This window comes from Caballeronia sp. EK, from assembly GCF_014384845.1.
Lineage (GTDB): Bacteria > Pseudomonadota > Gammaproteobacteria > Burkholderiales > Burkholderiaceae > Caballeronia > Caballeronia jiangsuensis.
Genome location: NZ_JACSUE010000004.1, coordinates 627230 through 652816 on the forward strand (window position 1 = coordinate 627230; position 25587 = coordinate 652816).

The window sequence follows — 25587 nt, forward strand, 5'->3', positions numbered from 1 at the left end:
CCACTGCATCGACACCTTATAGATAAAACATCCGATCCTCATCCGACTTACCTTCCGCCGGCTGTTCGACCGAATCTTCGCGGTCTTCATAGAACCGCAGCACGGCATCGAGCACCTGATCCGGATCGTCGATCACCTGCATCAGATCGAGATCCTTCGGGCTGATCACGCCGTTGGTCAGAAGCGTGTTCTTGAACCAGTCGAGCAGTCCGGCCCAGAACTCCGCGCCGACGAGCACGATCGGCACATGACGTGACTTCTTCGTCTGAATGAGCGTCAGCACTTCGGCGAGCTCATCCAGCGTACCGAAGCCGCCCGGCATCACCACGACCGCATCCGAGTTCTTCACGAACGTCACCTTGCGCGTGAAGAAGTGACGGAAGCGTAGCGAGATGTCCTGCCACTGATTGCCCGATTGCTCGTGCGGCAGTTCGATATTGAGGCCGACCGAAGGCGACTTGCCCGCGTGCGCGCCTTTATTGGCCGCTTCCATGATGCCCGGCCCGCCGCCGGATATGACGGCGAAGCCCGCGTCGGAGAATTTCTGCGCGATTTCGATCGTGAGCTGATAGTACGGCGACTCCGGTTTCAGACGCGCCGAACCATAGATGCTGATGGCAGGGCGAATCTCCGAGAGGTACTCGGTCGCCTCGATAAACTCTGCCATAATCGTGAACATCTGCCACGATGCGCGAGCCTTCTTGGCCGTCGCGCGCTCTTGATCTGCGAGTGATCGCAGACTCGGAATCACTTTTCTCTTGTTCATAATGCCTGAAGAACTAAGTCTTGAAGGTAAGACCCTGCTATTGGTCGACGGTTCTAGCTACTTGTACCGGGCCTACCATGCGATGCCGGACTTGCGAGGCCCCGACGGCGGGCCCACCGGCGCTCTGTATGGCATGATCAACATGCTGCGGCGCTTGCGGCGCGAAATCAATGCAGAGTATAGCGCGTGCGTATTTGATGCCAAAGGCAAGACTTTCCGCGACGACTGGTACGCCGAATACAAAGCCAACCGGCCCTCGATGCCGGAAGACCTCTCCAGACAGATCGAGCCCATTCACGTCGCCGTGCGCGCGCTCGGCTGGCCGCTCGTGATGATCGAGGGCGTCGAGGCCGACGACGTCATCGGCACGCTCGCCGTCGAGGCCGAGAAGCGCGGCATGAAGGTGATCGTGTCGACGGGCGACAAGGATCTGGCTCAGCTCGTGACGGATCATGTCACCCTCATCAATACGATGACCAACGAAACGCTCGACCGTGCCGGCGTGCTCGCGAAGTTCGGCGTGCCGCCGGAGCGGATCGTCGATTATCTGTCGCTCATCGGCGATACCGTCGATAACGTGCCGGGCGTCGAGAAGTGCGGTCCCAAGACAGCGCTCAAATGGCTCACGCAATACGAAACCCTTGATGGCATCGTAGAACATGCCGGCGAGATCAAGGGTGCGGTAGGAGACAATCTGCGCAAGGCTCTGGACTTCCTGCCGATGGCGCGAAAGCTCGTCACCGTGCACACGGAATGCGACCTCGCTTCGCAGATCGAGTCGATCGAAGGCACGCTTCTGGCGCGTCCCGAAGCGCGCGACGAGTTGCGCGACGTGTTCATGCGTCACGGCTTCAAGACATGGCTGCGCGAAGTCGAAATCGCCGATGCCGTCGAAGGTCCGACCGACACGCCGCCCGCCGAAGTCACCGAAATCGTGCATCACTACGAGACGGTGCAGACCTGGGAGCAGTTCGACGCATGGCTTAAGCGCATCAATGAAGCGGAGCTCACGTCCTTCGACAGCGAGACCACGTCGCTCGATCCGATGACCGCGCAGATCGTCGGCATGTCGGTGTCGACCGAGCCCGGCCACGCGGCCTACATTCCGGTCGCGCATCGCGGGCCGGATGCGCCCGAGCAATTGCCGCGCGACGAAGTGCTCGCGAAGCTCAAGCCCTGGCTCGAAGACGCATCGAAGAAAAAAGTCGGTCAGCACCTGAAGTACGACGAGCAGGTGCTCGCGAACTACGGCATCGAAATGCGCGGGGTCGAGCACGACACGCTGCTGCAATCGTACGTGCTGGAGTCGCATCGTCCGCACGACATGGACAACCTCGCGTTGCGCCATCTCGGCGTGAAGACGATCAAGTACGAGGACGTCGCGGGCAAGGGCGCGTCGCAGATCGGTTTCGACGAAGTGCCGCTCGACAAGGCCGCCGCCTATGCGGCCGAAGATGCCGATATCACGCTGCGTCTGCATCAGGCGCTCTATCCGCAAGTGGCGCGTGAGGAAGGGCTGTTGCATGTGTATCGCGACATCGAATTGCCGACCTCGCGCGTGCTGCGCAAGATGGAACGTAACGGTGTACTGATCGATCGCGCGCGGCTCGATACGCAGAGCAACGAGATCGCGAAGCGTCTCATCGACTTGCAGGCGCAAGCGTATGAACTCGCGGGCGGCGAATTCAATCTCGGTTCGCCGAAGCAGATCGGCCAGATCTTCTTCGAGAAGCTGCAATTGCCGGTCGTGAAGAAGACGCCGAGCGGCGCGCCTTCCACCGATGAAGAAGTGCTGCAAAAGCTCGCCGAAGACTTTCCGTTGCCAAAGGTGCTGCTCGAGCATCGCGGGCTGTCGAAGCTCAAGTCCACGTACACGGACAAGCTGCCGCGCATGGTGAATGCATCGACGGGACGGGTGCATACGAACTATGCGCAGGCCGTCGCGGTGACGGGGCGCCTGTCGTCGAACGAGCCGAACCTGCAGAACATTCCGGTGCGCACGGGCGAAGGGCGGCGCATTCGCGAAGCGTTCATCGCGCCGCCGGGCAGGAAGATCGTGTCGGCGGATTACTCGCAAATCGAACTGCGCATCATGGCGCATATTTCCGGCGATGAATCGCTGATGCGCGCGTTCAAGGAAGGCGAAGACGTGCATCGCGCGACGGCGTCGGAAGTGTTCAGCGTCACGCCGCTCGAAGTCGATAACGATCAGCGTCGCATCGCGAAAGTCATCAACTTCGGTCTGATCTACGGCATGAGTTCGTTCGGCCTCGCGTCGAATCTCGGCATCACGCGCGATGCGGCCAAGCTTTATATCGACCGCTATTTCGCGCGTTATCCGGGCGTAGCGGCGTACATGGAGAACACGCGCGTGAGCGCGAAGGCGAATGGCTTCGTCGAGACCGTGTTCGGCCGGCGTCTGTGGCTGCCCGAGATCAACGGCGGCAGCGGGCCACGCCGTCAGGCGGCGGAGCGCGCCGCAATCAACGCGCCGATGCAGGGCACCGCCGCCGATCTCATCAAGCTGTCCATGATCGCGGTGCAGGACTGGCTGGAAGCGTCGGGCATCGGCGCGAAGATGATCATGCAGGTGCACGATGAACTCGTGCTCGAAGTGCCCGAGGAAGCGCTGCCCGAGGTCAGGAAGCGCTTACCTGAACTGATGTGCGGCGTCGCGAAGCTGAAGGTGCCGCTCGTCGCGGAAGTGGGTGTCGGCAACAACTGGGAAGAGGCGCACTGAAGGCGCACTGAAATTCTTTGCGCAAGGCATATGCGGCGGATGTCGCATATGCCCGACATGTTGGTGACACGCTTGTGACTGTCATCGAAGCTCACGCACAATAAGTCAGTCGAGGAAGAACAGCACGAAGGCCGATCCAATATAAAAGCACAGGGAGAGATCCATGCATCGCTTCATCATCGTCGGCGGAGGGGCTGGCGGCCTCGAACTCGCGACTCGTCTCGGCGACCGTTTCGGCTCGACGGACAGCAAGACCCCGCCGAAAGCGCAAGTCACGCTCGTCGACCGCAATCCGACGCATATCTGGAAGCCGCTCCTGCATGAAGTCGCAGCGGGCAGCATGGACCCTTTCACGCAGGAACTCGAATACGCGGCGCAAGCGCTGTGGCATGGCTTCGAATTCCAGCAGGGCGACCTCGTCGGACTGGATCGCGCGGCAAAGCGCATCACGATCGGTGCGTTGCGCGATGAAGAAGCCGGCGAGCTGCTGCCCGAGCGCGAGCTGGAATACGACACGCTCGTCATCGCTATCGGCAGTACGACGCATTTTTTCGGCGTCGAGGGTGCGCAGCAGAACTCGATCGCGCTCGATACCGTCGGTCAGGCGGAGCTCTTCCGCAAGCGCCTGATCGCGGCCTGCATGCGCGCCGAGCACTTCGCGCCGGAACCGGTCGCGGCGGGCGTGGAGGACGGCGAGGACGAACCCGGGGTCGATCCCGTGCCGCGCATCCAGGTGGCGATCGTCGGCGCCGGCGCGACGGGCGTCGAATTGTCGGCGGAACTGCGCAATACCGCGCAGGTGCTTTCCGCATACGGATTGCACAAGCTCGATCCGAAACACGATATCGGCATCGTGCTGATCGAAGCCGGGCCGCGCATTCTGCCCGCGCTGCAGGAACGCGTGTCCAGCGCGACGGCGGAACTGCTCACCAAGGTCGGCGTGAAGCTGATGACCGGCGAAACGGTCGCACAGGTTTCGCGCGACACGATCCGCACCGCGAGCGGCAAGATGATTCGCGCGGATCTCACGGTCTGGGCGGCGGGCATCAAGGCCCCCGCGATCCTCACCAATCTCGAAGGTCTGCCGACGAACCGCCTCGGTCAGCTGATCGTGCGCCGCACGCTGCAAACCGAAACCGACGACAACGTCTTCGCGCTCGGCGATTGCGCCGCGTGTCCGTGGCCCGGCAACGAGCGCAACGTGCCGCCGCGCGCGCAGGCCGCGCATCAGCAGGCGAGTTTTCTGTTCAAGTCGTTCGAGCGGATGTTGCAGGGCAAGCCGCTGCCCGAATACACGTATCGCGATTTCGGCTCGCTCGTGTCGCTCGGGCATTACAGCGCGGTCGGCAATCTGATGGGCGGGCTGATCGGCGGCAACATGCTGATCGAAGGGCTCTTCGCGCGCTTCATGTACATGTCTCTCTACCGGCTGCACGTCGCCGCGCTGCACGGCTATGCGCGCATGGTGCTCGATACCGTCGCGCACTGGCTGCGCCGCTCCACCGCACCACGCGTGAAACTGCACTGACACGGAATAGAACGCCTGCGTCATTCGTTCAAAGCTGTTTAGAATGGGCGGCGCGCCCGATCGAGGGCGCGCGTTCTTCGTCGTGCAGCGCCGCGCCGCGTGCAGCCTCGAGCACGTCGCGCGGTTTCAAGGATCCACGCCGTCGCGCTCGATCGCGAAAGTGACGCGACGGCCCCGCCGCGGGAGCTATTCATGCTAGACCCTGAAGTCGACAGCCTCATTCCGCACGTTCCGTTCAATCGGCGCACGTTCATCAAGGCGACCTTCGGCACCGGCTTCGCGGCCGCCGTGCTGCCGGTGTCGGCGCAAACCATTCATACCGATTCCGACGGGCTCGAGGCGGGCGCCATCGGCATACGCGGTGCGGACGGCACGCTCGTGCCCGCGTATCGCGCGCAGCCGAAGGGCAAGACGCATCTGCCGGTGATCATCGTGATTCACGAGATTTTCGGGGTCCACGAGCATATCGCCGATGTCTGCCGGCGCTTCGCGAAGCAGGGTTATCTCGCCATCGCGCCGGATCTCTATACGCGTCAGGGCGACGCATCGGCGTACAAGTCGATGCAGCAACTGAACGAGCAACTGGTGTCGAAGGTGCCCGATTCGCAGGTGATCTCCGACATCGACCAGACCGTCAAATGGGCGGGCGAGCACGGCGGCGATCCGAAGCGCATCGGCATCACCGGATTCTGCTGGGGCGGGCGCATCGCCTGGCTCTATGCCGAGCACAATCCCAACCTGAAGGCGGCGGTGGCGTGGTACGGGCGGCTCGTCGGCAACAAGACCGAGAACACGCCGAGCAATCCCATCGACCTCGCGAGCCAGCTCAAAGTGCCGGTGCTGGGCCTGTATGGCCGGCAGGATCAGAGCATCCCGCAGGACACCATCGAGCAGATGAAGCAGGCGCTTGCGAATGACCCGCCGCCCGCGAAGAATTCGCAGTTCGTCGTCTACGACGACGCGCCGCACGCGTTCTTCGCGGATTATCGTCCGAGTTATCGCAAGGCCGACGCGGAAGACGGCTGGAAGCGCGCGCTCGCGTGGTTCCGCGAGCACGGCGTCAAATAACGGCGTTCAGGGATTCGGGCCGGTCGCGACCGGTCGGCCCGGATCGGCGCTCCACTCGCTCCACGAGCCCGGATAAAGCGCCGCGCCGTGCAGACCCGCGATTTCCATCGCGAGCACGTTATGGCACGCCGTCACGCCCGATCCGCATTGCAGCACGATGCGGTCCGCCGGCGTTGTGCCGACCAGCGAGCCGAATGCCTCGCGCAGCTCGTGCGCGGTCTTGAAGCGGCCTTCCGCCGTCAGATTGTTCTTGAAGAAATGATTGAGCGCGCCGGGGATATGCCCGCCGACGGGATCGATCGTTTCATTCTCGCCGCGATAACGGTCGGCGGCGCGGGCGTCGATCAGCAGATGATCACGCGTGCCGATGCCGCGCTCGATCGCCTGTGCGTCGATGGTCACCTGGAGCGGCGCGCCGGCCTTGAACGTGCCTTGCGTTTTTGGCGGCACGGCGCTGTCGAGCGGATTGCCCGCGGCTTCCCACGCCTGCAGGCCGCCATCGAGCAGCGCGACGGAGTCGTGGCCGAGCCAGCGCAAGAGCCACCAGAGACGCGCGGCGTACATGCCACCTTGCGCATCGTACGCAACCACCTGCTGGCCTTCGTTCAGGCCGAAGCTCGCCAGCTTCGTGACGAGCGCGGCTCGTTCTGGCAGCGGATGACGCCCGTTCGTGCCGGTCTTGACGCCGGACAAATCGCGATCCAGATGAAGATAGTGCGCGCCGGGAATATGCCCTTGCGCATAGGCCGCTTCGCCCGATTCCGGCGCGGCGAGATCGAAGCGGCAATCGAAGACGAGGATGCTGCCGGGCGCGGCGGCGAGCCGTTCGGCGAGATTCGTCGCCGAGATGAGCGTGGTGTAGTGGGTGTGCGGCATGACGGCTCCTCAAGCGGCGCTTGTAATGCGGGGATGAGCCAATAGTCTAAAAGAAAAAACGGGCTCGAAAGCCCGTCTTTTGCCGACGTCCGACGCAAACCCGGAACCGCCATCAGATGGTCCCGAGTTGATGCCGCAAGAACTCGTGGAAGTGCTGCATGCCGGATTCCATCGGGCTCTGATACGGGCCGACCTGATTCTCGCCGCGCGACATCAGCGCGCGACGGCCGGCGTCCATGCGCTCGGCGATTTCGTCGTCCTCGCGCGCGGTTTCCATGTATGCGGCGCGTTCCGCCTCGATGAACTCACGCTCGAAAAGCGCGATTTCCTCGGGGTAATAGAACTCGACGATGTTCGTCGTCTTCTGCGTGCCGTGCGGAATGAGCCACGATACGACCAGCACGTGCGGATACCACTCGATCATCAGACCGGGGTAATACACCATCCAGATCGCGCCGAATTCGGGCGGCGTGCCGTTGCGGAAGCGCAGGACCTCGTCGTGCCACTTGCGGTACGTCGGGCTGCCCGGCTTCTCCAGATTCTTGTGGACGCCGACGGTCTGGACGCTGTACCAGTCGCCGAATTCCCACTCGAGGTTGTCGCACGACACGAAGCTGCCGAGGCCCGGATGGAACGGCGCGACGTGATAATCCTCCAGATAGACCTCGATGAAGGTCTTCCAGTTGTAGTTGCACTCGTGCACTTCGACGTGATCGAACATGAAGCCCGAAAAGTCGAAATGACGCGCCGTGCCAAGTCTCGCGAGATCCGCGGCGACATTGCGGCCCTCCGATTCGAAGAGCAGGCCTTGCCAGTTCTGCAGCGAAGTCTTGCCGAGGTTCAGGCAGGGCTTGTCCGCGAAATGCGGTGCGCCGAGCAGTTGACCGTCGAGATCGTAAGTCCAGCGATGCAGCGGGCAGACGATGTTCTCCGTGCTGCCGCGGCCATTGAGCATGATCGCCTGGCGATGACGGCACACGTTCGACAGCAGCTCGATATTGTTCTGCTGATTACGAACGAGCACGCGCCCTTCGCCTTCGCCCGGAAGCGCGAAATAGTTTCCCGCTTCGGGGACCATGAGTTCGTGCCCGACGTAGCGTGGACCTTGCCTGAAAAGTGTGTCGAGTTCGCGCGTAAGAAGCGCTTCGTCAAAGTAAGCCGTGACTGGCAGCTGACTGTGAATGGCATTCAGCTGCAATGCATTGCTCAGATTGGACATTCCCACTCCCGATGAAAACGTGAAAGCAGTGAACAACCCAACCATCGAAGATTCGATTTAGGGAGCCCGCGATTATACCGAAATCCCCCTCCTTGGGGTACTTAAGGTCTTGATTTGGGTATAAATTGTCGCGAGAGTTCCTCGCAATCGCCACGCGGACGAACGTGGATGGCACGCTCGGCGACGATTGGCGGACAATCCGGCAAAGCACTCTTGGCCGTTTCGCGCGGACGGGATGCGGGTCGAAAAATTGTCTTTTGCCGTAGAATGTGCGACTTGGTTCCAAAAATTCAATTGCACATCCACGATTCATGGCGAAGACCGCTGTCCAGGAAACAGTCGAGCAAACCGGCGACGCGCAAGGCGCGGACGCCGCGCAGCTTCCGGAGAATTACGAGTCGGCGCTGGAGGAACTCGAATCGCTTGTCGCGCGCATGGAAGAGGGCGCGCTGAGTCTCGAGGAATCGCTCGCGGCCTATCGCCGCGGCGCGGCGCTTGTGGGCTTTTGCCAACAGCAACTCGAAAAAGTCGAGCAGCAGGTACGCGTTCTCGATGGCGAGACGCTCAAGCCGCTGCCCGCCGAGGTACAGCGCGCCACCCAGGGTGCCGGAGCGACAAACGACAACGGGGACGACGACCTATGAACTTCGAACAATGGATGCGCGCGACGCTCGATCGCGTCGAGACGGCGCTCGAACACTATCTGCCGGGCACGGACGTCGCGCCGGCGCGTCTGCATGAGGCCATGCGCTATGCAGTGCTGGGCGGCGGCAAGCGCGTTCGCCCGCTGCTCGTCCACGCGGCCGGCGAACTGACCGGCGCAAGCGCGCCGGCCGTGGAAGCGGCGAGCGCGGCGCTCGAGATGATCCACGTCTATTCGCTGGTGCATGACGACATGCCCGCCATGGACGACGACGCATTGCGCCGGGGTAAGCCCACGGTACACATCCAATATGACGAAGCGACGGCACTGCTCGTCGGCGACGCGCTGCAATCGCAGGCGTTCGTCGCGTTGACGACCGAAGGCAATGGTCTGGCCGATGGCCAGCAAGCCGCGCTCGTGCGCGAGCTGGCACTCGCGAGCGGTTCGCTCGGCATGGCGGGCGGACAGGCGATCGACCTCGGAAGCGTCGGCCGCAAGCTGTCGCGCCCCGAGCTCGAGACGATGCATCGCAAGAAAACGGGTGCGCTGTTGCGCGCGTCGGTGCGCATGGGCGCGCTTGCGGGCACGCATCCGGGTGCGGAGGCGCTCGCGTCGCTGGATGATTACGCCGCCGCGATCGGCCTCGCATTCCAGGTCGTCGACGACATCCTGGATGTCACCGCCGATTCCGCCACGCTCGGCAAGACCGCCGGCAAGGACGCGCAGCACGACAAGCCCACTTACGTGTCGATCATCGGGCTCGACGCGTCGCGCGAACTCGCCGCGCAGCTCGGCCGCGACGCGCACGCCGCGATCCAGCCGTTCGGCGCACGCGGCCAGCGCCTGGCGGAACTTGCCGACCTGGTCGTGAACCGGGTGAATTGATTGTTGAACGCGTGACGAACCCCACGGCGGGAAGAGACATAATCGCGCCGAACGAATCACGCCAGTTTTCCTAAAATGGGACGACGATGTACGACTTGCTGAAAACCATCGACGATCCGGCCGATTTGCGCGCCCTCGATCGCCGCCAACTGCAACCGCTGGCCGACGAGCTGCGAGCCTATGTGCTCGACAGCGTGTCACAGACGGGCGGCCATCTGTCGTCCAATCTGGGCACGGTCGAGCTGACGATCGCGTTGCACTATGTGTTCGATACGCCTAATGACCGCATCGTCTGGGATGTCGGTCATCAGACGTATCCGCACAAGATCCTCACGGGCCGTCGCGATCAGATGCCGGGCCTGCGCCAGCTGGGCGGCATTTCCGGCTTCCCGCGCCGCGCCGAGTCCGAATACGACACCTTCGGCACCGCGCATTCGAGCACGTCGATTTCGGCGGCGCTCGGCATGGCGATCGCCAACAAGCTGCAGGGCGACAACCGCTATTCGATCGCCGTGATCGGCGACGGCGCGATGACCGCGGGCATGGCCTTCGAGGCGATGAACAACGCGGGCGTCGCCGACGACGTGCCGCTGCTCGTCATTCTCAACGACAACGACATGTCGATTTCGCCGCCGGTCGGCGCGCTGAATCGCCATCTCGCGCGTCTGATGTCGGGGCGTTTCTACGCGGCCGCGCGCGCGGGCGTCGAACGCGTGCTGCGCCATGCGCCGCCGGTGCTCGATCTCGCCCGCAAGCTCGAAGAGCACGCGAAGGGCATGATCGTGCCGGCCACGCTGTTCGAAGAGTTCGGCTTCAACTACATCGGGCCGATCGACGGTCACGATCTCGATTCGCTGATTCCGACGCTCCAGAACATCAAGGAACTGCGCGGCCCGCAATTCCTGCACGTCGTCACGAAGAAAGGCCAGGGCTACAAGCTCGCCGAAGCCGATCCGGTGCTCTACCACGGTCCGGGCAAGTTCAATCCGGCAGAAGGCATCAAGCCGTCGACGGCGCCGTCGAAGAAGACCTACACGCAAGTGTTCGGCGAGTGGTTGTGCGATGCCGCGGCGCAGGATTCGCGTGTGGTCGGCATCACGCCGGCAATGCGCGAAGGTTCTGGCATGGTCGAGTTCGAGAAGCGCTTCCCGGAGCGTTATTTCGATGTCGGCATCGCCGAGCAGCACGCGGTCACCTTCGCCGGCGGCATGGCCGCGGACGGCATGAAGCCCGTCGTCGCCATTTATTCGACCTTCCTGCAACGCGGGTACGACCAGCTGATCCACGACGTCGCGCTGCAGAACCTGCCGGTGGTGTTCGCGATCGATCGCGCGGGCCTCGTCGGCGCGGACGGCGCGACGCACGCGGGCAACTACGACCTCGCGTTCCTGCGCTGCATCCCGAACATGACGGTGATGGCCGCGTCGGACGAAAACGAGTGCCGCCAGATGCTCTACACGGCGCTGCAGCAACCGAACCCGACGGCCGTGCGCTATCCGCGCGGCGCGGGCACCGGTGTCGCGACGGTCAAGCAAATGACCGCGATTCCCGTCGGCCGTGGCGAGATTCGCCGCGAGTCGTCGCAGAAGTTCGGTTCGGGCAAGCGCATCGCGATCTGCGCGTTCGGCACGATGGTCGCGCCGTCGCTCGCCGCCGCGGAAGAACTGGATCTGACGGTCGCCAACATGCGTTTCGTGAAGCCAGTCGACGCCGATTTGCTGCGCGAACTCGCCGCGACGCACGACGCCATCGTGACGATCGAAGAAGGCGCGATCATGGGCGGCGCGGGTTCCGCGTGCGTCGAAGCGTTGCTGGCCAGCTCGATCGTGAAGCCCGTGCTGCAACTCGGGCTGCCCGACGCCTTCATCGATCACGGCGATCCGGCCAAGCTGCTGTCGAGCGTCGGCCTGGACTCGGCTGGCATCGTCAAGTCGATTCGCGAGCGCTTTATCGACGCTGTCGAAAGCGCGCACGCCGGCAAGCTGACCAAGCGCGTCGCCTGACGACGCATCGCTCGAACGGCGCGCTCGGGGTGCGCCGCGTATCAACGCTTTGGCACACGGCGCGGGCATCGTCCCGCGCCGTGTGCGCTTGAACGTTTCGATCCGCTCGCGTCCCCAGTGACGCGCGGCGCATAAGGACAAAACAAATGAATCAGATGAATCCCGCCTTCGTGATGCCCGATGTTCAGAGCACGCCCGACACGCGTCAGATCGCGATTCAGCGCGTCGGTGTGAAGGGTGTGCGGCATCCGTTGTCGGTGCGCACGGCGAACGGCGTGCAGCCGAGCGTCGGCGTGTGGAATCTCGATGTGCATCTGCCTGCCGATCAGAAGGGCACGCACATGTCGCGCTTCGTCGCGCTGCTCGAGGAGAATCGCGAGCCGCTCGATCAGGTCGCGCTGCGCACGCTGCTCGCTTCGATGCTGACGAAGCTCGAAGCGCATTCGGGGCGCATCGAAGTGACCTTGCCGTACTTCGTGATGAAGACGGCGCCGGTCTCCGGCGTGCAAAGCCTCTTGGACTACGAAGCGACCTTCATCGCAGAGAAGCGCGACGGCGAAACGCATCTGTCGATGAAAGTGCTCGTGCCCGTGACGAGCCTGTGCCCGTGCTCGAAGAAGATTTCGCAATACGGCGCGCACAATCAGCGCTCGCACGTGACGATCGCGGCGCAGCTCGCGGGGGAAGTCGCGGTCGAGGAACTCATTCGCATCGCGGAGGAAGAAGCGTCGTGCGAACTGTGGGGTTTGCTGAAGCGCCCCGACGAGAAGTTCGTGACCGAGCGCGCGTATGAAAACCCGAAGTTCGTCGAGGATCTCGTGCGAGATGTCGCGACGCGCCTGAACGCCGACGAGCGCATCGTCGCGTATGTGCTCGAAGCCGAGAACTTCGAGTCGATCCACAATCACAGCGCGTATGCGGTGATCGAGCGGGACAAGCGCCGCGACGCCTGAGCGCGTCTTCAGGCGAGCGCCGTTTCCGCAGGAATGTGCGCCGCCCGCACTGAAGCCATCACCAGCGCCGCGAGCCGCTCGACCGGCGGCGATGCGCTTCCCGATGCGCGATGCAGCGCAAGAGGAATCGAGGGCAACGCGGGCAATTCGGCTTCGCCGGCATCGAGCGCACGTACCGTCGACGGCAATCCGTAGCTCGTTCGCACGGTGACGCCCAGACCCGCTGCCGCTGCCGCCCACAATCCCGACAGACTCGGGCTCGTGAACGCCACACGCCATTTGATGCCCGCGCGATCCAGCGCCGCGGCCGCCGCGCTGTGAAAGAGACACGGACGATCGAACGCGATGAGCGGTAATGGTTCGTCGGGATCGAACTGCCACGGAACCGTCGACGAAGCGATCCAGCGCATCGACGGCGCGGCGATCGGCTCGGCGATCATCGCGGCGTTGCTGTCGTCGGTGACGCCGGGCGCGCCCCACACGAGCGCGAGATCGAGCTGCCCGGTATCGATGCGCTCCAGCAGTTCGGTATTGCGCGCCACGCGCGCTTCGATCCGCACTTTCGGATGCGCCCGCGCGAAGCGGCCGAGCACATCCGGAAGCACGACTTCGCCAAAATCCTCCTGCAAACCGAGCCGTATCCAGCCCTCCAGATCGACGCCGCGAATCGCAACGGCGGCTTCGTCGTTCAGTTCGACGAGCCGCCGCGCGTAGCCGAGCATCACCTCGCCCGCATCGGTGAGCGCGAGCCCGCGTCCGGATTTGCGGAAAAGCGTCGCGCCCGCCTGTTCCTCCAGCTTGCGTAACTGCGCGCTCACCGCCGATGTCGAGCGCCCGACACGGTCCGCCGCCTTCGCGAAGCTGCCCAGATCCATCCCCGCGACGAAGCTGCGCAGCACCGCGAGATCGAATGTCGTCTGGCTCATGGCAATCGTCCTGATTTTCTGAATGATCGATGAAAAACTTTGTGATTTTCAGGACGATCCTAAGCCTTCAAACTGGCCGCAGTCAAATTCGAAATGGATTGCATGATGGCCACTTCTCTCGTAAAAGGCGCTTACGCATTCGGCGACGCGCATCGCTGGAAAGTGCTGGGCGTCGGCGTGGCGGCCAACGCGAGCTTTTCGGCCGCGGCGGCGGGCATTCCGACCACGGCTGTGTGGATGCGCAGCGGTTATCACCTGAGCAACGGCGAACTGGGACTCGCGCTCGGCGCGCTGGGACTGGGCGTCGCGCTGTCGGAACTGCCGTGGGGCGTGCTGACGGATCGCTGGGGCGACCGTCCGGTTCTGCTGACCGGCCTGCTTTCGACGGCCGCGATGCTCGTCGCGATGAGTCTGTTCGCGGTGCCATCGTCGGCGACGCTCGGCTGGCTCGTTTTCGCGATGTGCGTGCTGGGTCTCTTGGGCGGCAGCGTCAACGGATCGAGCGGGCGGGCGGTGATGGCGTGGTTCGCCGACGGCGAGCGCGGCCTCGCGATGAGCATCCGGCAAACCGCGGTGCCGCTCGGCGGCGGCATCGGCGCGGCATTGCTGCCGTGGCTGGCGTCGTCGCATGGCTTTGCGGCGGTCTACGGCGCGCTGGCGGCGATGTGCGCGGTCTCCGGCGCGTTCGCCTGGCGCTGGCTGCATGAAGCGCCGCACGCCGTGCATCGCGCGGTTACGGGCAAAGGCGTCCCGCCGTTGAAGAACGCGCTGGTCTGGCGCGTCGTGCTCGGCATCGGCATCCTGTGCGTGCCGCAATTCGCGATTCTGACCTTCGCGACCGTCTTCCTTCACGATGCAGGTCATTTCGGCGTAACCGCGATCAGCGCGACGATGGGCGCGATCCAGCTCGGCGCGATGGTCATGCGGGTCTGGAGCGGCCGTCACACGGATCGTCACCGCAACCGGCGTGCGTACTTGCGCGGCTCGGTGATCGTGGCGTCGGCGTCCTTCGTCGTGCTCGCGGCGGCGGTCGCGGGCGGCGCGGCGCAAGCGCCTTTATTGCTCTCGGCGATACTCATTTTCGCGGGGATTTGCGTGTCGGCGTGGCACGGCGTCGCGTACACGGAACTGGCGACGCTCGCCGGCACCGAACGCGCCGGCACCGCGCTCGGAATGGCGAATACGGCCGTGTACGCCGGGTTCTTCGTGACGCCGCTCGTCATTCCGCACGTGCTCGCGGTGGGTTCGTGGCCGGTCGTATGGCTGGCGGCGGGCGTGTGCGCATCGTTGGCGTTGCTGTTGTTTCCGAGGCACGCGCGACCTTAAACTGGCCGTCCGAGAAATCGACCACGGAGCGCATCTTGATTCTCATCGGCCAATTCGATTCCCCGTTCGTGCGGCGCGTCGCCATCGCGCTGAATCTTTACGGCATGGCGTACGAGCATCGCCCGTGGTCCGTCTTCGGCGATGCCGACAAGATCGCGCCCTTCAATCCGCTGATCCGCGTGCCGACGCTCGTGCTCGATTCCGGCGACGTGCTCGTCGAAAGCGCGATGATCCTCGACTATCTCGACGAACAGGCGGGCGAGCGCGCGATGATCGCATCGGGCGGCCCGGAGCGGCGCCAGGCGCTGAAGGTCTGCGCGCTCGCGACGGGTCTCGCCGACAAGGCCGTCGCGCTCGTGTACGAACGCGTGCTGCACAGGGAGAAATCGCAGGCGTGGCTCGATCGCTGCACGGGGCAGGTCGAGCGCGTGCTGAACGCACTGGAAGCGGACCGCGCCGCGCGCGCGTCGCCGTACTGGTTCGGCGATGCGATCGGTCACGCGGACATCGCCGTGGCCTGCGCGCTGCGCTTCGCGCGCGAGGCGCATCCGGAGATTTTCAGCTCGACGCGCTGGCCTACGCTCATCGGCCATAGTGATCGCTGCGAAACGCTGCCTGTCTTCAAGGCGATCGTGCAGCCGTTCAATCCGCCGCGATGAACGCTCAGGCGCGTGCGAGCGACGTGAGATCCCAGCGCGGCTTCACGGTGAACGCGTAGTCGCGCACGGCCTGCTCGGGCCAGCGCGACAGCCGCAGCGCGCCGGCGAGCGCGATCATCGCGCCGTTGTCGGTGCAGAGCGAGAGATCGGGGTAATGCACGTCGAAGCGGCGCTTCTTCGCGGCCGCAGACAGCGCTTCGCGCAACTGCCGGTTCGCGCCGACGCCGCCCGCCACGACGAGCCGCTTCAAGCCCGTTTTCTTCAGCGCGGCGAGCGATTTCGCGACGAGCACATCCACCGCAGCATCGACGAAACCGCGCGCGAGATCGGCCTTCGCCTGTTCGCAGACGTTGGTGCCGAGCTTGCGGCTCTGCGTGAGCACGGCCGTTTTCAGGCCGCTGAAGCTGAAATCGAGGTCGCCGGAATGCAGCATCGGACGGGGCAGCGCGACCGCGCCCGGCGTGCCGAATTCCGCCAGCCTCGACACTTCCGGCCCGCCGGGATAGCCGAGGCCGAGCAGTTTCGCGGTCTTGTCGAAGGCTTCGCCGGCGGCGTCGTCGAGGGTTTCGCCGAGCGTCTCGTAGACGCCTACATCGGTTACGCGCATGAGTTGCGTATGTCCGCCCGACACGAGCAGCGCGATGAACGGAAACGGCGGCGGCGCATCGACGAGCAGCGGCGACAGCAGATGCCCTTCCAGGTGATGAATGCCGACGGTCGGCTTGTCCCACGCCATCGCCAGCGAATTCGCGATGCTCGCGCCCACGAGCAGCGCGCCCGCGAGTCCCGGCCCCTGCGTGAACGCGATGGCGTCGATGTCGGCGCGTTGCGCGCCGGATTGTTCGAGCACCTCTTCCAGCAATGGCAGCGCGCGCCGGATGTGATCGCGCGAAGCCAGTTCCGGCACGACCCCGCCGTATTCGCGATGCATCGCGATCTGCGAGTGAAGGGCGTGCGAAAGCAGACCGCGCTCGGTGTCGTAGAGGGCGAGGCCGGTTTCGTCGCAGGAGCTTTCGATGCCGAGAACGAGCATGGATTCAATGCGTCAGAGGTAACAGAAAAGTATAGCAGCGGGCTTCGATGAGCGTGTCGAAGGTAAAATGCGCGCCATGGAATCCTTCGATATCGCCGTCATCGGCGCGGGCGCGGCCGGCATGATGTGCGCGGCCGTGGCCGCTCAATCCGGGCGCCGCGTCGTGCTCATCGACCACGCCGAGCGTCTCGCCGAAAAAATCCGCATCTCCGGCGGCGGACGCTGCAACTTCACCAACATCAACGCGCAGCCGGCCAATTTCTTGTCGGCGAATCCGCATTTCTGCCGCTCCGCGCTCGCCCGCTATACGCCTCGCGATTTTCTCGCGCTGCTCAAGCAATACCGCGTCAAGTGGCACGAGAAGCACAAGGGCCAGCTCTTTTGCGACGACTCAAGCGAAACCATCATCGACGTGCTGAAAAGCGAGTGCGATGCGGGCGGCGTCGCGTGGCGGCGTCCGGTCGTCGTGCATGAAATCCGCCATGACGGCGCGCGCTTCACGCTCGATTCGACCGCGGGCGCGATCGACACGGCGGCGCTCGTGATCGCGACCGGCGGCCTGTCGATTCCGAAGATCGGCGCGACGGAGTTCGGCTATCGCGTCGCGAAGCAGTTCGGCCACAAGCTCGTCGACACGCGTCCGGCGCTGGTGCCGCTCACGTTCACGTCGGCCGACTGGGCGCCGTTCGCCGCGCTCTCGGGGCTCTCGTTGCCGGTGCGTATCAGCACGGGGCGCGGCAAGACGCGCGGCGAGTTCGACGAAGACCTGCTGCTGACGCATCGCGGCGTATCGGGACCGGGCGTGCTGCAGATTTCGAGCTATTGGAATACGTCGGAGCCGATTCACGTCGACCTGCTTCCCGATGCCGACGCCACCGAAACGCTGCTCGAAGCCAAGGCCGGCTCGAAGAAGCAGATCGGCAATTTTCTGGCGGAGCACGTGCCGGCGCGTCTCGCGCACGCGTGGCTGGAAGCGCAGCGCGTGCCCGTTGATGCGCGCCTCGCCGATTTGCCCGACCGCACGCTGAAGGCGATCGGTGCGTCGCTGTCCAACTGGACGCTCACGCCGAGCGGCACCGAAGGCTATCGCAAGGCGGAAGTCACGCGTGGCGGCGTCGATACGCGCGAGCTTTCGTCCGCGACGATGATGAGCGAACGCGTCGCCGGGCTCTATTTCATCGGCGAAGCCGTCGACGTCACGGGCTGGCTCGGCGGCTATAACTTTCAATGGGCGTGGGCGTCGGGCGTGGCGGCGGGCAAGGCCGCGGGCGAGTTCGCGCGGAACGCGTCGACGGCCGCCTGAGCGTGCCTGGCCGGGGGTTTTGGCGAGTCTCGAAACGCGAACCCGTTTGCTATACTCAGACGGTCATCGGAGGATTCTCTCCGCTCTGGCAGGCGCTAAAACGGTTAGCGCGGCAAGGGTCGTTGCACCGCTTTGCCGCGCCTCAAAACGGCCCGCTAAAAGTCCCGCTTGAGGAAGTGTTCCCAAGCGGGTTTTTGCTTTCGCGGGACAGCCGGGCGCCGGCCGGAATCCATACTTTCGCAATTGCACCGGGTGAACGATGAGCCTTAAAGACCAGATCAGCGACGACATGAAGACTGCCATGCGCGCCAAGGAAACCGAGCGCCTCGGCACGATTCGACTGCTGCTCGCGGGAATCAAGCAGCGTGAAGTCGACGATCGCGTCACGCTCGACGACGCGGGCATCACCGCCGTCATCGACAAGATGATCAAGCAGCGCAAGGATTCGATCAGCCAGTTCGAAGCCGCGGGCCGCACCGATCTCGCTGACAAGGAAAAAGCGGAGCTGGCGGTGTTGTCGGCGTATATGCCCGAACAGCTTTCCGCCGATGCGATCGCCGCCGAAGTTCAGGCCGCCGTCGCCGCGACCGGCGCCGCCGGCCCGCAGGACATGGGCAAGGTCATGGGCGTGCTGAAGCCGAAGCTCGCAGGCAAGGCCGACATGACCGCTGTCTCCGCGCAGGTGAAAGCCGCACTCGCCAAGTAACTTGCACTGCTTCTGATTCGGTGATTCCGCACGCTTTCCTGCAGGATTTGCTCAACCGCGTCGATATCGTCGACGTGGTGGGCCGCTACGTCCAGTTGAAAAAGGGCGGCGCGAACTTCATGGGCCTCTGCCCGTTCCACAACGAGAAAAGCCCTTCGTTCACGGTCAGTCCGACCAAACAGTTCTATCACTGCTTCGGCTGCGGCGCGCACGGCACCGCGATCGGCTTTCTGATGGAGCACACCGGCCTCACGTTTCCCGAGGCCGTGAAGGACCTCGCGCAAGGCGCGGGCCTTACGGTTCCCCAAGAGCCATCGAACGGTTTCCGTGGCGGCAGCGGCGGCGAGAGCGCGCCGAGCAAGGCGGTCAGCGTCGCACTGACGGAAGTCATGCAGACCGCTTGCGATTTCTATCGCAAGCAACTGCGCGGCGCGCCCGAGGCCATCGCGTATTTGAAGAAACGCGGCCTGACCGGCGAAATCGCCGCGCGTTTCGGGCTCGGCTACGCGCCGGATGGCTGGCAGAACCTCGAATCGGCGTTTCCCGATTATCGGGATGACAACCTGGTCGAATCGGGTCTCGTGATCGTCAGCGAGAAGACCGATTCGCAGGGACAGGCGCGGCGCTACGATCGCTTCCGCGAGCGCGTGATGTTCCCGATCCGCAATGTGAAGGGCAGCGTGATCGGCTTCGGCGGGCGCGTGCTCGACGGCGGCGAGCCCAAGTACCTGAATTCGCCGGAGACGCCGCTGTTCAGCAAGGGCAGCGAGCTTTACGGACTGTTCGAAGCGCGTCTCGCGATTCGTGAACTGGGCTACGTGCTCGTCGTCGAAGGGTATATGGATGTCGTCGCGCTCGCGCAACTCGGCTTTGCGAACGCCGTGGCGACGCTAGGCACGGCCTGCACGCCGATCCACGTACAGAAGCTCTTTCGCCAGACGGACACCGTGGTGTTCAGCTTCGACGGCGATTCGGCGGGCCGCCGCGCCGCGCGCCGGGCGCTGGAAGCGGCGCTGCCGCACGCGGCGGACAACCGGACGGTCAAGTTCCTCTTTCTGCCGAAAGAGCACGATCCGGACAGCTACGTGCGCGAATTCGGCACGGACGGATTCGGCGAGCAGGTCGATCGCGCGATGCCGCTGTCGCAGTTTCTCCTGAACGAGGTGCTGAACGACAAGGAACTGGAGCAGCCCGAAGGCCGCGCGAAGGCGCTCTTCGACGCCAAGCCGCTGCTTCAGGCGCTGCCCGCGAATGCGTTGCGGGTGCAGATCCTGCATATGCTCGCAGATCGGCTCGACACGCCGTTTACCGAGATCGCGGCGTTGTGCGACATCGATTCGCGCGCGGCGGCCGTGGCGCGTGCGAACGTGCCGAAGAGCGAACGCCGGCGTGTGACCGGGCAGGAACAGCGCGCGCTGCGTAATCTGGTGATGTACCCGGGCATCGCGGCTGCGCTCGATCAGGACAGCGAGCGCACCCTCGTGACGATGACCGAGCATGGCGAACTGTTCAGCGAGGTGGTGTCGCACGCGCGCGAACTGGGCGACGCAGCGGAATTCCAGTTGCTGTCCGAGATCTTGAGAAATGCCGCAAACGCGCCCACGTACGACGATATCTTCCAGGAAATTCTCGCCTATGATGAAAACGTTCGCGATTTGCTGATGCGCGACCCGGCCGACGAGGACGCGGCGCAGCGAGTCGAGGAACAGAAGCGTCTGCTCGCGGAAGAGTTGCAGGCGACGGTGGTGAAGTTGCGGCACGACAGCTATCGGGCGCGGCTCGATCAACTGGCGAGGCAAAGCAGCCTGTCGGCGGAAGAGGTGGCGGAGTTTTCGGATCTGTCCGCGAGAGTCGCACAGATCAAGGCTGGGCGGGGCGCGAGCCCGGATGCCGGAAAGTGAGAATGCTATAATAAAAAGTTCAAAATGAATGTTTTTTGTCAACTGTTCAGGCGTTTTTCATCGTTCTGAAACGTGGTTTGGCGGCGGCGCCCCGGGCAACGGGCAAAGAGCATTTGGATGGTTTTGGCGGTAATGCCGGCGTGGTTGTCCGGTGCGGGAGAGCAGCAGGAAAGAAGCGGGAAGAAAGCAGGAAGGCTGGCTGAATCGGTTCTCGGGAATGCGGCACGGTCATACGTGGTGCACGCCGCATAAATCTTACAAAAGAGGCCGATAAGCACGCCGACGAACAGACGGGCATAAGGGAAGCGGCTGCTATTGAGGGTAGGGCGAGGAGACGATTCACACTCGTTCGAACCGCGATGGCGCCCCGGGCAGGGCACGCAGGACGAAGCAGCGTGCGCGTATTGGGTATTCACGGTTCCATCGGCTGTTGTCCAGCAGCCGCGAGTCGAGACTAAGGCCGGTATGGCGAACTCCATGACGAAAAAGCTGAACGATGTATCCGTCGAAGACGACGCAACGCAAAACGCGGAGTCTGTTGCCGCTCCTGCGGCGAAGGTCGAAAAGGCCAAGGCTCGCGATCGCCGCGCGAAGGAAAAAGCACTGCTGAAGGACGCGTTCTCGTCGAGCGCGCCTGGCACCGTAGAGGAACTCGAGGAGCGGCGCTCGAAGCTGCGCGCGCTCATCAAGCTCGGCAAGGAGCGCGGTTTCCTGACCTACGGCGAGATCAACGATCACCTCCCGGACAACTTCACGGAGACAGAGGCGATCGAAGGCATCATCAGCACGTTCAATGACATGGGCGTGGCGGTGTACGAGCAAGCGCCGGATGCCGAGACCCTGCTTCTGAACGACAACGCGCCGAACGCCTCCTCCGACGACGAAGTCGAGGAAGAAGCCGAAGTCGCGCTTTCCACCGTCGATTCAGAATTCGGACGCACCACCGACCCGGTCCGCATGTACATGCGCGAGATGGGCACGGTCGAGTTGCTGACGCGCGAAGGCGAAATCGAGATTGCGAAGCGCATCGAGGATGGCCTGAAGCACATGGTCATGGCGATCTCCGCGTGCCCGACGACCATCGCCGACATCCTCGCAATGGCGGAGCGTGTGCAGAACGAAGAGATCCGTGTCGATGAACTCGTCGACGGCCTGATCGATCCGAATGCGCAGGACACCGACGGTTTCTCCGAGCAGGAAGCCGAGGCGATCGAATCCGAAGAAGAGGAAACCGAGGAAGAGAGCGACGAGGAAGAGGAAGAAGAGGACGACGGCAGCGCGCAAGCCAGCGCCAATGCCGCGCAACTCGAAGCCCTCAAGGCACAGTCGCTCGAGAAGTTCGCGCTCATCAGCGAATGGTTCGACAAGATGCGCCGCGCCTATGAGAAGGAAGGCTACAAGTCGAAGGCTTATCTCAAGGCGCAGGAAGCCATCCAGACGGAGCTGATGAACATCCGTTTCACGGCGCGCACCGTCGAGCGCCTGTGCGATACGTTGCGCGCGCAGGTCGATGAGGTGCGTCAGGTCGAGCGGCAGATTCTGCATACGGTCGTCGACAAGTGCGGCATGCCGCGCGCCGAATTCATCACGCGTTTCCCCGGCAGCGAGACGGATCTCGAATGGTCCGACAAGGTCGTCGCGGAAGGTCACGAATACAGCGCGGTGCTGGAGCGCAATATTCCGGCTATCCGCGAGCAGCAGCAGCGTCTCCTGGATCTTCAGGCGCGGGTCGTGCTGCCGCTGAAGGACCTGAAGGAAACCAACCGTCAGATGGCGGCGGGCGAATTGAAGGCGCGTCAGGCGAAGCGCGAAATGACCGAGGCGAACCTGCGTCTCGTGATTTCCATCGCGAAGAAGTACACGAATCGCGGTCTGCAGTTCCTCGACCTGATTCAGGAAGGCAACATCGGTCTGATGAAGGCGGTGGACAAGTTCGAATATCGTCGCGGCTACAAGTTCTCGACTTACGCGACGTGGTGGATCCGGCAGGCCATCACTCGCTCGATCGCGGACCAGGCGCGCACGATCCGCATTCCGGTTCACATGATCGAGACGATCAACAAGATGAACCGCATCTCGCGGCAGATTTTGCAGGAAACCGGCCTCGAACCGGATCCGGCGACGCTTGCCGAGAAGATGGAGATGCCGGAGGACAAGATCCGCAAGATCATGAAGATCGCGAAGGAACCGATCTCCATGGAAACGCCTATCGGCGACGACGACGATTCGCATCTCGGAGATTTCATCGAGGATACGAACACGGTGGCGCCGTCCGATGCCGCGTTGCATGCATCGATGCGCGATGTCGTGAAGGACGTGCTCGACTCGCTGACGCCGCGTGAGGCGAAGGTGCTGCGGATGCGCTTTGGTATCGAGATGAGCACGGATCACACGCTCGAGGAAGTGGGCAAGCAGTTCGATGTGACTCGTGAACGGATCCGCCAGATCGAGGCGAAGGCGCTGCGCAAGTTGCGGCATCCGAGCCGGTCGGACAAGCTGAAATCTTTCCTCGAAGGCAACTGACGGGACTTGTTTTGAGAGGCGTTGTGAGGCACACTCGCAACCCTTCGTAGTCGCCTCGCGCAATGTTCGGGAGTAACAGAAAGCGCCGCTATCGGCGCTTTCTTTTTGCCCTTTTAGTGCAGAGGGCCGGAAGCTTAACTGGTATAAGCTGTCGACTCATAATCGACCGATAGTGGGTTCGAGCCCCACCCGGCCCACCATTTATTTCTTCGTCATATCAAACGGTTAGCGGTTTGTGTCCCTGACTAGGGGACAATTCAGGGGCGCGGTTGGGTCACGTGTCCCACTAGGCCTGTGACGTTGCCGCCTTGCCTAGCCTGCGTTTGTGCCGTCCAACTTCCCTGTCTCCTCCTGTTCGCGGCGCCGCCTTGTGGGTGAACCCTTCGCTGTTCCCAAACTTGAAAACATTTTCGTGACATCAGGTTCGAAGGCAACTCGAACAGCATCGTCGACTAAGGCAATCACGACGGCCGCTTGACAGGGCCAGAGATGGCCGCGCCGGACGCGTCGGCCTTCATCGCCCGTCCACCCGAAGAGTGCTCACGCGCATCGTGCTGCGTTTAGGAGCGCTCCGATTCGTCTGACTGTTGGCAGCTTCTAAACTCGGTTCCATTCGCCGCAATGTTCTAGCGCGTTCGCCGGAAAGAGGATGTAACGGCTCGCAGCTGTTGCGAAATTTGAGCGTGCCAGATTGCACGCTCATGCGTCCACATCTGCCCGAGCAGTGACGCTAGGCCCACGTGGCCTATTAGCGGTCTCCATTAATTAGGAGTACACGCTATGTGTAAAGTTTTATCGCCATAAAAATGAACAAAAACTGCTACAAGCTAATTTTTTGCCGCCTCCGAGGTTTGATGGTCCCGGTTGTGGAGTTCGCGCATGCGCATGGTACGGGTCGATCAGATTCAGGGTGCCATCGATCGGGCGCACGCGTCCGGACAGAGTCAGGATTCGCGCGCTTACGCCTTGCACAAGATGGCATCGGTGGGCAAGGCCGCGGCCGCTGGCGAGGCCATGGCGAGCGGCAAGCCCGATGTGAAGATCGAATTGAGCTTCGGCAGCAGCCACAGCAAGAGCACGGCGAGCGAAGACACGACCACGCAAAGCAGGTCGAGCGTCAGAGCGGGTGGCGCGGCGAGCTTTACCGCGACGGGCAATGGCACGCAGGGCAGCGGCAACGTGACGATTGCGGGCTCGGACGTGAACGCGACCGATGTGGTGCTCGCGGCAAAGAATCAGGTCTATCTCGTCAATAACACGGATACCGATTCGACGCGCAGCACGAACGATTCGGGCAGTGCGAGCTTCAGCGTGTCATATGGCACGCAAGGCTATGGCGCGGACGCATCGTTCTCGAAGGTGCACGGTTACGCCAACAGCGACAGCGCCGCACAGATAATACGCATATCAACGCGAGCAACAACGCGACGATCATCTCGGCCGGCGATACGAACATCGTCGGCGCGAATGTGAACGGCCGTGAGGTGAGCGCTGAGATTGGCGGAAACCTCAACATCGCGAGCGTGCAGGATACGCAGACGAGCGAGGGGAATCAGCAGAGTTCGAGCGGTGGGGTGAGCGTCGGTCAAAGCGGTGGCGGCGGATCGTACAGTTCGCAGCACGGCGATGCGAGCGGCAGCGATGCCGGCGTGACGGAGCAGTCGGGCAAATGCGGCTTTGATATCAACGTGAAAAGGGGAATACGGATCTGAAGGGTGCGATGATCGCAAGCGATGCGGATGCTGCGAAGAACACGCTGAACACGGGCACGCTGGCGTTCTCGGACATCGAGAACCACTCTTGGACTACAGCGCGAAGAGCCGCGGGATCAGCGTGGGCGGCTCGATGGGCAATAAGGAGAGCGCAGAGGCCAATGGGGTGAGGTCGGTCTCGAATGGTGGTGGCCCGTCGCCGATGATCTCGCAGAACGATCACGGCAACGAGAATGCGACGACGAAAAGCGCGATCGGAGCGGGGACGATCACCATCACGGATGGCGCGAACCAGAAGCAGGACATTGCTACGCTGAACCGTGATACGAGCGATCTGAACGGGACGGTAAGCAAGCTGCCGGACTTGCAGAATCTGCTGAATCAGCAGGCGAGCACGCAGCAAGCGACGGCGATCGTGGCGCAGACGGTGGCCACGCAGATCGGGAACTATGCTCAAGGCAAGAAGGACGCAGCGGACAAGGCGGCAGACGCGGCTGAGAAAAGCGGCGACCTGGAACTGGGGGCGCAGTACAGGAAGGACGCCGCGAGTTGGGATGAAGGGGGGAAGTATCGGATCGCGATGCATGTTGCGGGCGGAGCAGCGATTGCGGGGCTGGGTGGCGGTGATGTTGCGGCGGGCGCTGCGGGTGCGGGGATATCGGCGAGCCTTGCAGGCGGCTTGAAGGAGCTGAGTCATGACATCGCGGCGTCGAGTCCAACGGGCAATGCGGATGCGGACAAGGCGTTGAGCAATATCCTTGCGAATGTGATTGCGGGCGCGGCGGTGGGCGGCGCAACTGGCGCGATGAGGCGTCGA

The 25587-nt window shown here is 63.3% G+C and carries 20 protein-coding genes, 1 tRNA gene and 1 pseudogene; 15 read left to right on the forward strand and 7 right to left on the reverse strand.

The window, feature by feature from the left end:
- Positions 1-16 precede the first annotated feature (16 nt).
- Positions 17-766 (reverse strand): LOG family protein, encoded by a 750-nt coding sequence (locus IAG25_RS15140; protein ID WP_035502399.1) that lies wholly within the window; start codon positions 764-766, stop codon positions 17-19.
- 1 nt (position 767) lies between these two features.
- Here IAG25_RS15140 and polA point away from each other — a divergent pair, with 1 nt between their 5' ends.
- The 3 genes from polA (at position 768) to IAG25_RS15155 (ending at position 6102) form a co-directional block, all read left to right on the forward strand.
- Positions 768-3506, forward strand: coding sequence for a DNA polymerase I (gene polA / locus IAG25_RS15145; RefSeq protein ID WP_187605636.1), 2739 nt, complete (start codon positions 768-770; stop codon positions 3504-3506).
- A 163-nt stretch (positions 3507-3669) separates the two neighbouring features.
- Complete coding sequence (locus IAG25_RS15150) at positions 3670-5034, forward strand: NAD(P)/FAD-dependent oxidoreductase (RefSeq protein ID WP_187605563.1); 1365 nt, start codon at positions 3670-3672, stop codon at positions 5032-5034.
- A gap of 192 nt (positions 5035-5226) precedes the next feature.
- Positions 5227-6102 carry a dienelactone hydrolase family protein gene (locus IAG25_RS15155; protein ID WP_035502403.1) on the forward strand — a complete coding sequence of 292 codons (876 nt, stop codon included), beginning with the start codon at positions 5227-5229 and terminating at the stop codon, positions 6100-6102.
- Positions 6103-6108: 6 nt separating this feature from the next.
- On the opposite strand, the gene IAG25_RS15160 is transcribed toward IAG25_RS15155, so the two are convergent.
- Together IAG25_RS15160 and IAG25_RS15165 are read right to left on the reverse strand one after the other, a co-directional pair.
- The gene (locus IAG25_RS15160; RefSeq protein ID WP_187605564.1) at positions 6109-6978 is read right to left on the reverse strand and encodes a sulfurtransferase; all 870 of its coding nucleotides are present in this window, start codon (positions 6976-6978) and stop codon (positions 6109-6111) included.
- 112 nt (positions 6979-7090) lie between these two features.
- A complete protein-coding gene (locus IAG25_RS15165) occupies positions 7091-8197 on the reverse strand; it encodes an aromatic ring-hydroxylating oxygenase subunit alpha (RefSeq protein ID WP_187605565.1) in 1107 nt (368 codons plus the stop codon).
- A gap of 311 nt (positions 8198-8508) precedes the next feature.
- Between IAG25_RS15165 and IAG25_RS15170 the strand changes: the two genes are divergently transcribed.
- From IAG25_RS15170 to folE2, 4 genes are all read left to right on the forward strand, one after another.
- Positions 8509-8841 (forward strand): exodeoxyribonuclease VII small subunit, encoded by a 333-nt coding sequence (locus IAG25_RS15170; protein WP_035502408.1) that lies wholly within the window; start codon positions 8509-8511, stop codon positions 8839-8841.
- Positions 8838-9725 carry a polyprenyl synthetase family protein gene (locus IAG25_RS15175; RefSeq protein ID WP_187605566.1) on the forward strand — a complete coding sequence of 296 codons (888 nt, stop codon included), beginning with the start codon at positions 8838-8840 and terminating at the stop codon, positions 9723-9725. Before IAG25_RS15170 ends, IAG25_RS15175 begins: the two co-directional genes overlap by 4 nt.
- A gap of 86 nt (positions 9726-9811) precedes the next feature.
- Positions 9812-11728 (forward strand): 1-deoxy-D-xylulose-5-phosphate synthase, encoded by a 1917-nt coding sequence (gene dxs, locus IAG25_RS15180; RefSeq protein ID WP_187605567.1) that lies wholly within the window; start codon positions 9812-9814, stop codon positions 11726-11728.
- A 146-nt stretch (positions 11729-11874) separates the two neighbouring features.
- Complete coding sequence (gene folE2 / locus IAG25_RS15185; protein ID WP_187605568.1) at positions 11875-12681, forward strand: GTP cyclohydrolase FolE2; 807 nt, start codon at positions 11875-11877, stop codon at positions 12679-12681.
- Positions 12682-12689: 8 nt separating this feature from the next.
- On the opposite strand, the gene IAG25_RS15190 is transcribed toward folE2, so the two are convergent.
- On the reverse strand, positions 12690-13607 hold the full coding sequence (locus tag IAG25_RS15190; protein ID WP_187605569.1) for a LysR substrate-binding domain-containing protein: 918 nt from the start codon (positions 13605-13607) through the stop codon (positions 12690-12692).
- 102 nt (positions 13608-13709) lie between these two features.
- On the opposite strand from IAG25_RS15190, the gene IAG25_RS15195 reads away from it, so the two are divergent.
- Both IAG25_RS15195 and IAG25_RS15200 read left to right on the forward strand, forming a co-directional pair.
- Entirely contained in the window at positions 13710-14933 is a 1224-nt protein-coding gene (locus tag IAG25_RS15195) for an MFS transporter (protein ID WP_375336519.1), read from the forward strand.
- A 35-nt stretch (positions 14934-14968) separates the two neighbouring features.
- Positions 14969-15592, forward strand: a complete 624-nt coding sequence (locus tag IAG25_RS15200) for a glutathione S-transferase family protein (RefSeq protein WP_187605571.1) — start codon at positions 14969-14971, stop codon at positions 15590-15592.
- A 4-nt stretch (positions 15593-15596) separates the two neighbouring features.
- Here the strand turns inward: IAG25_RS15200 and tsaD are convergent, their stop codons facing one another.
- Positions 15597-16625 carry a tRNA (adenosine(37)-N6)-threonylcarbamoyltransferase complex transferase subunit TsaD gene (gene tsaD, locus IAG25_RS15205; RefSeq protein ID WP_187605572.1) on the reverse strand — a complete coding sequence of 343 codons (1029 nt, stop codon included), beginning with the start codon at positions 16623-16625 and terminating at the stop codon, positions 15597-15599.
- 76 nt (positions 16626-16701) lie between these two features.
- Here tsaD and IAG25_RS15210 point away from each other — a divergent pair, with 76 nt between their 5' ends.
- The 3 genes from IAG25_RS15210 to dnaG all read left to right on the forward strand — a co-directional run bounded on the left by IAG25_RS15210 (position 16702) and on the right by dnaG (position 20535).
- Positions 16702-17928 (forward strand): NAD(P)/FAD-dependent oxidoreductase, encoded by a 1227-nt coding sequence (locus tag IAG25_RS15210; protein ID WP_187605573.1) that lies wholly within the window; start codon positions 16702-16704, stop codon positions 17926-17928.
- Positions 17929-18187: 259 nt separating this feature from the next.
- The gene (locus tag IAG25_RS15215) at positions 18188-18634 is read left to right on the forward strand and encodes a GatB/YqeY domain-containing protein (RefSeq protein WP_035502425.1); all 447 of its coding nucleotides are present in this window, start codon (positions 18188-18190) and stop codon (positions 18632-18634) included.
- A gap of 20 nt (positions 18635-18654) precedes the next feature.
- Positions 18655-20535: a DNA primase gene (gene dnaG, locus IAG25_RS15220; RefSeq protein ID WP_187605574.1), complete on the forward strand. Its 1881-nt coding sequence runs from the start codon at positions 18655-18657 to the stop codon at positions 20533-20535.
- Positions 20536-20573: 38 nt separating this feature from the next.
- On the opposite strand, the gene IAG25_RS15225 is transcribed toward dnaG, so the two are convergent.
- On the reverse strand, positions 20574-20951 hold the full coding sequence (locus tag IAG25_RS15225; protein ID WP_187605575.1) for a hypothetical protein: 378 nt from the start codon (positions 20949-20951) through the stop codon (positions 20574-20576).
- Between the two features lie 49 nt (positions 20952-21000).
- Here IAG25_RS15225 and rpoD point away from each other — a divergent pair, with 49 nt between their 5' ends.
- From rpoD to IAG25_RS41425, 3 genes and pseudogenes are all read left to right on the forward strand, one after another.
- Positions 21001-23058 carry an RNA polymerase sigma factor RpoD gene (gene rpoD / locus IAG25_RS15230; protein WP_187605576.1) on the forward strand — a complete coding sequence of 686 codons (2058 nt, stop codon included), beginning with the start codon at positions 21001-21003 and terminating at the stop codon, positions 23056-23058.
- 123 nt (positions 23059-23181) lie between these two features.
- Positions 23182-23258 (forward strand) — tRNA-Ile (locus IAG25_RS15235).
- A gap of 814 nt (positions 23259-24072) precedes the next feature.
- Positions 24073-24770 (forward strand): annotated as a pseudogene (locus tag IAG25_RS41425) (hemagglutinin repeat-containing protein).
- On the opposite strand, the gene IAG25_RS41430 reads toward IAG25_RS41425, so the two are convergent.
- Entirely contained in the window at positions 24742-25467 is a 726-nt protein-coding gene (locus IAG25_RS41430) for a hypothetical protein (RefSeq protein ID WP_255503714.1), read from the reverse strand. The pseudogene IAG25_RS41425 and the gene IAG25_RS41430 overlap by 29 nt on opposite strands.
- Between the last annotated feature and the right edge of the window lie 120 nt (positions 25468-25587).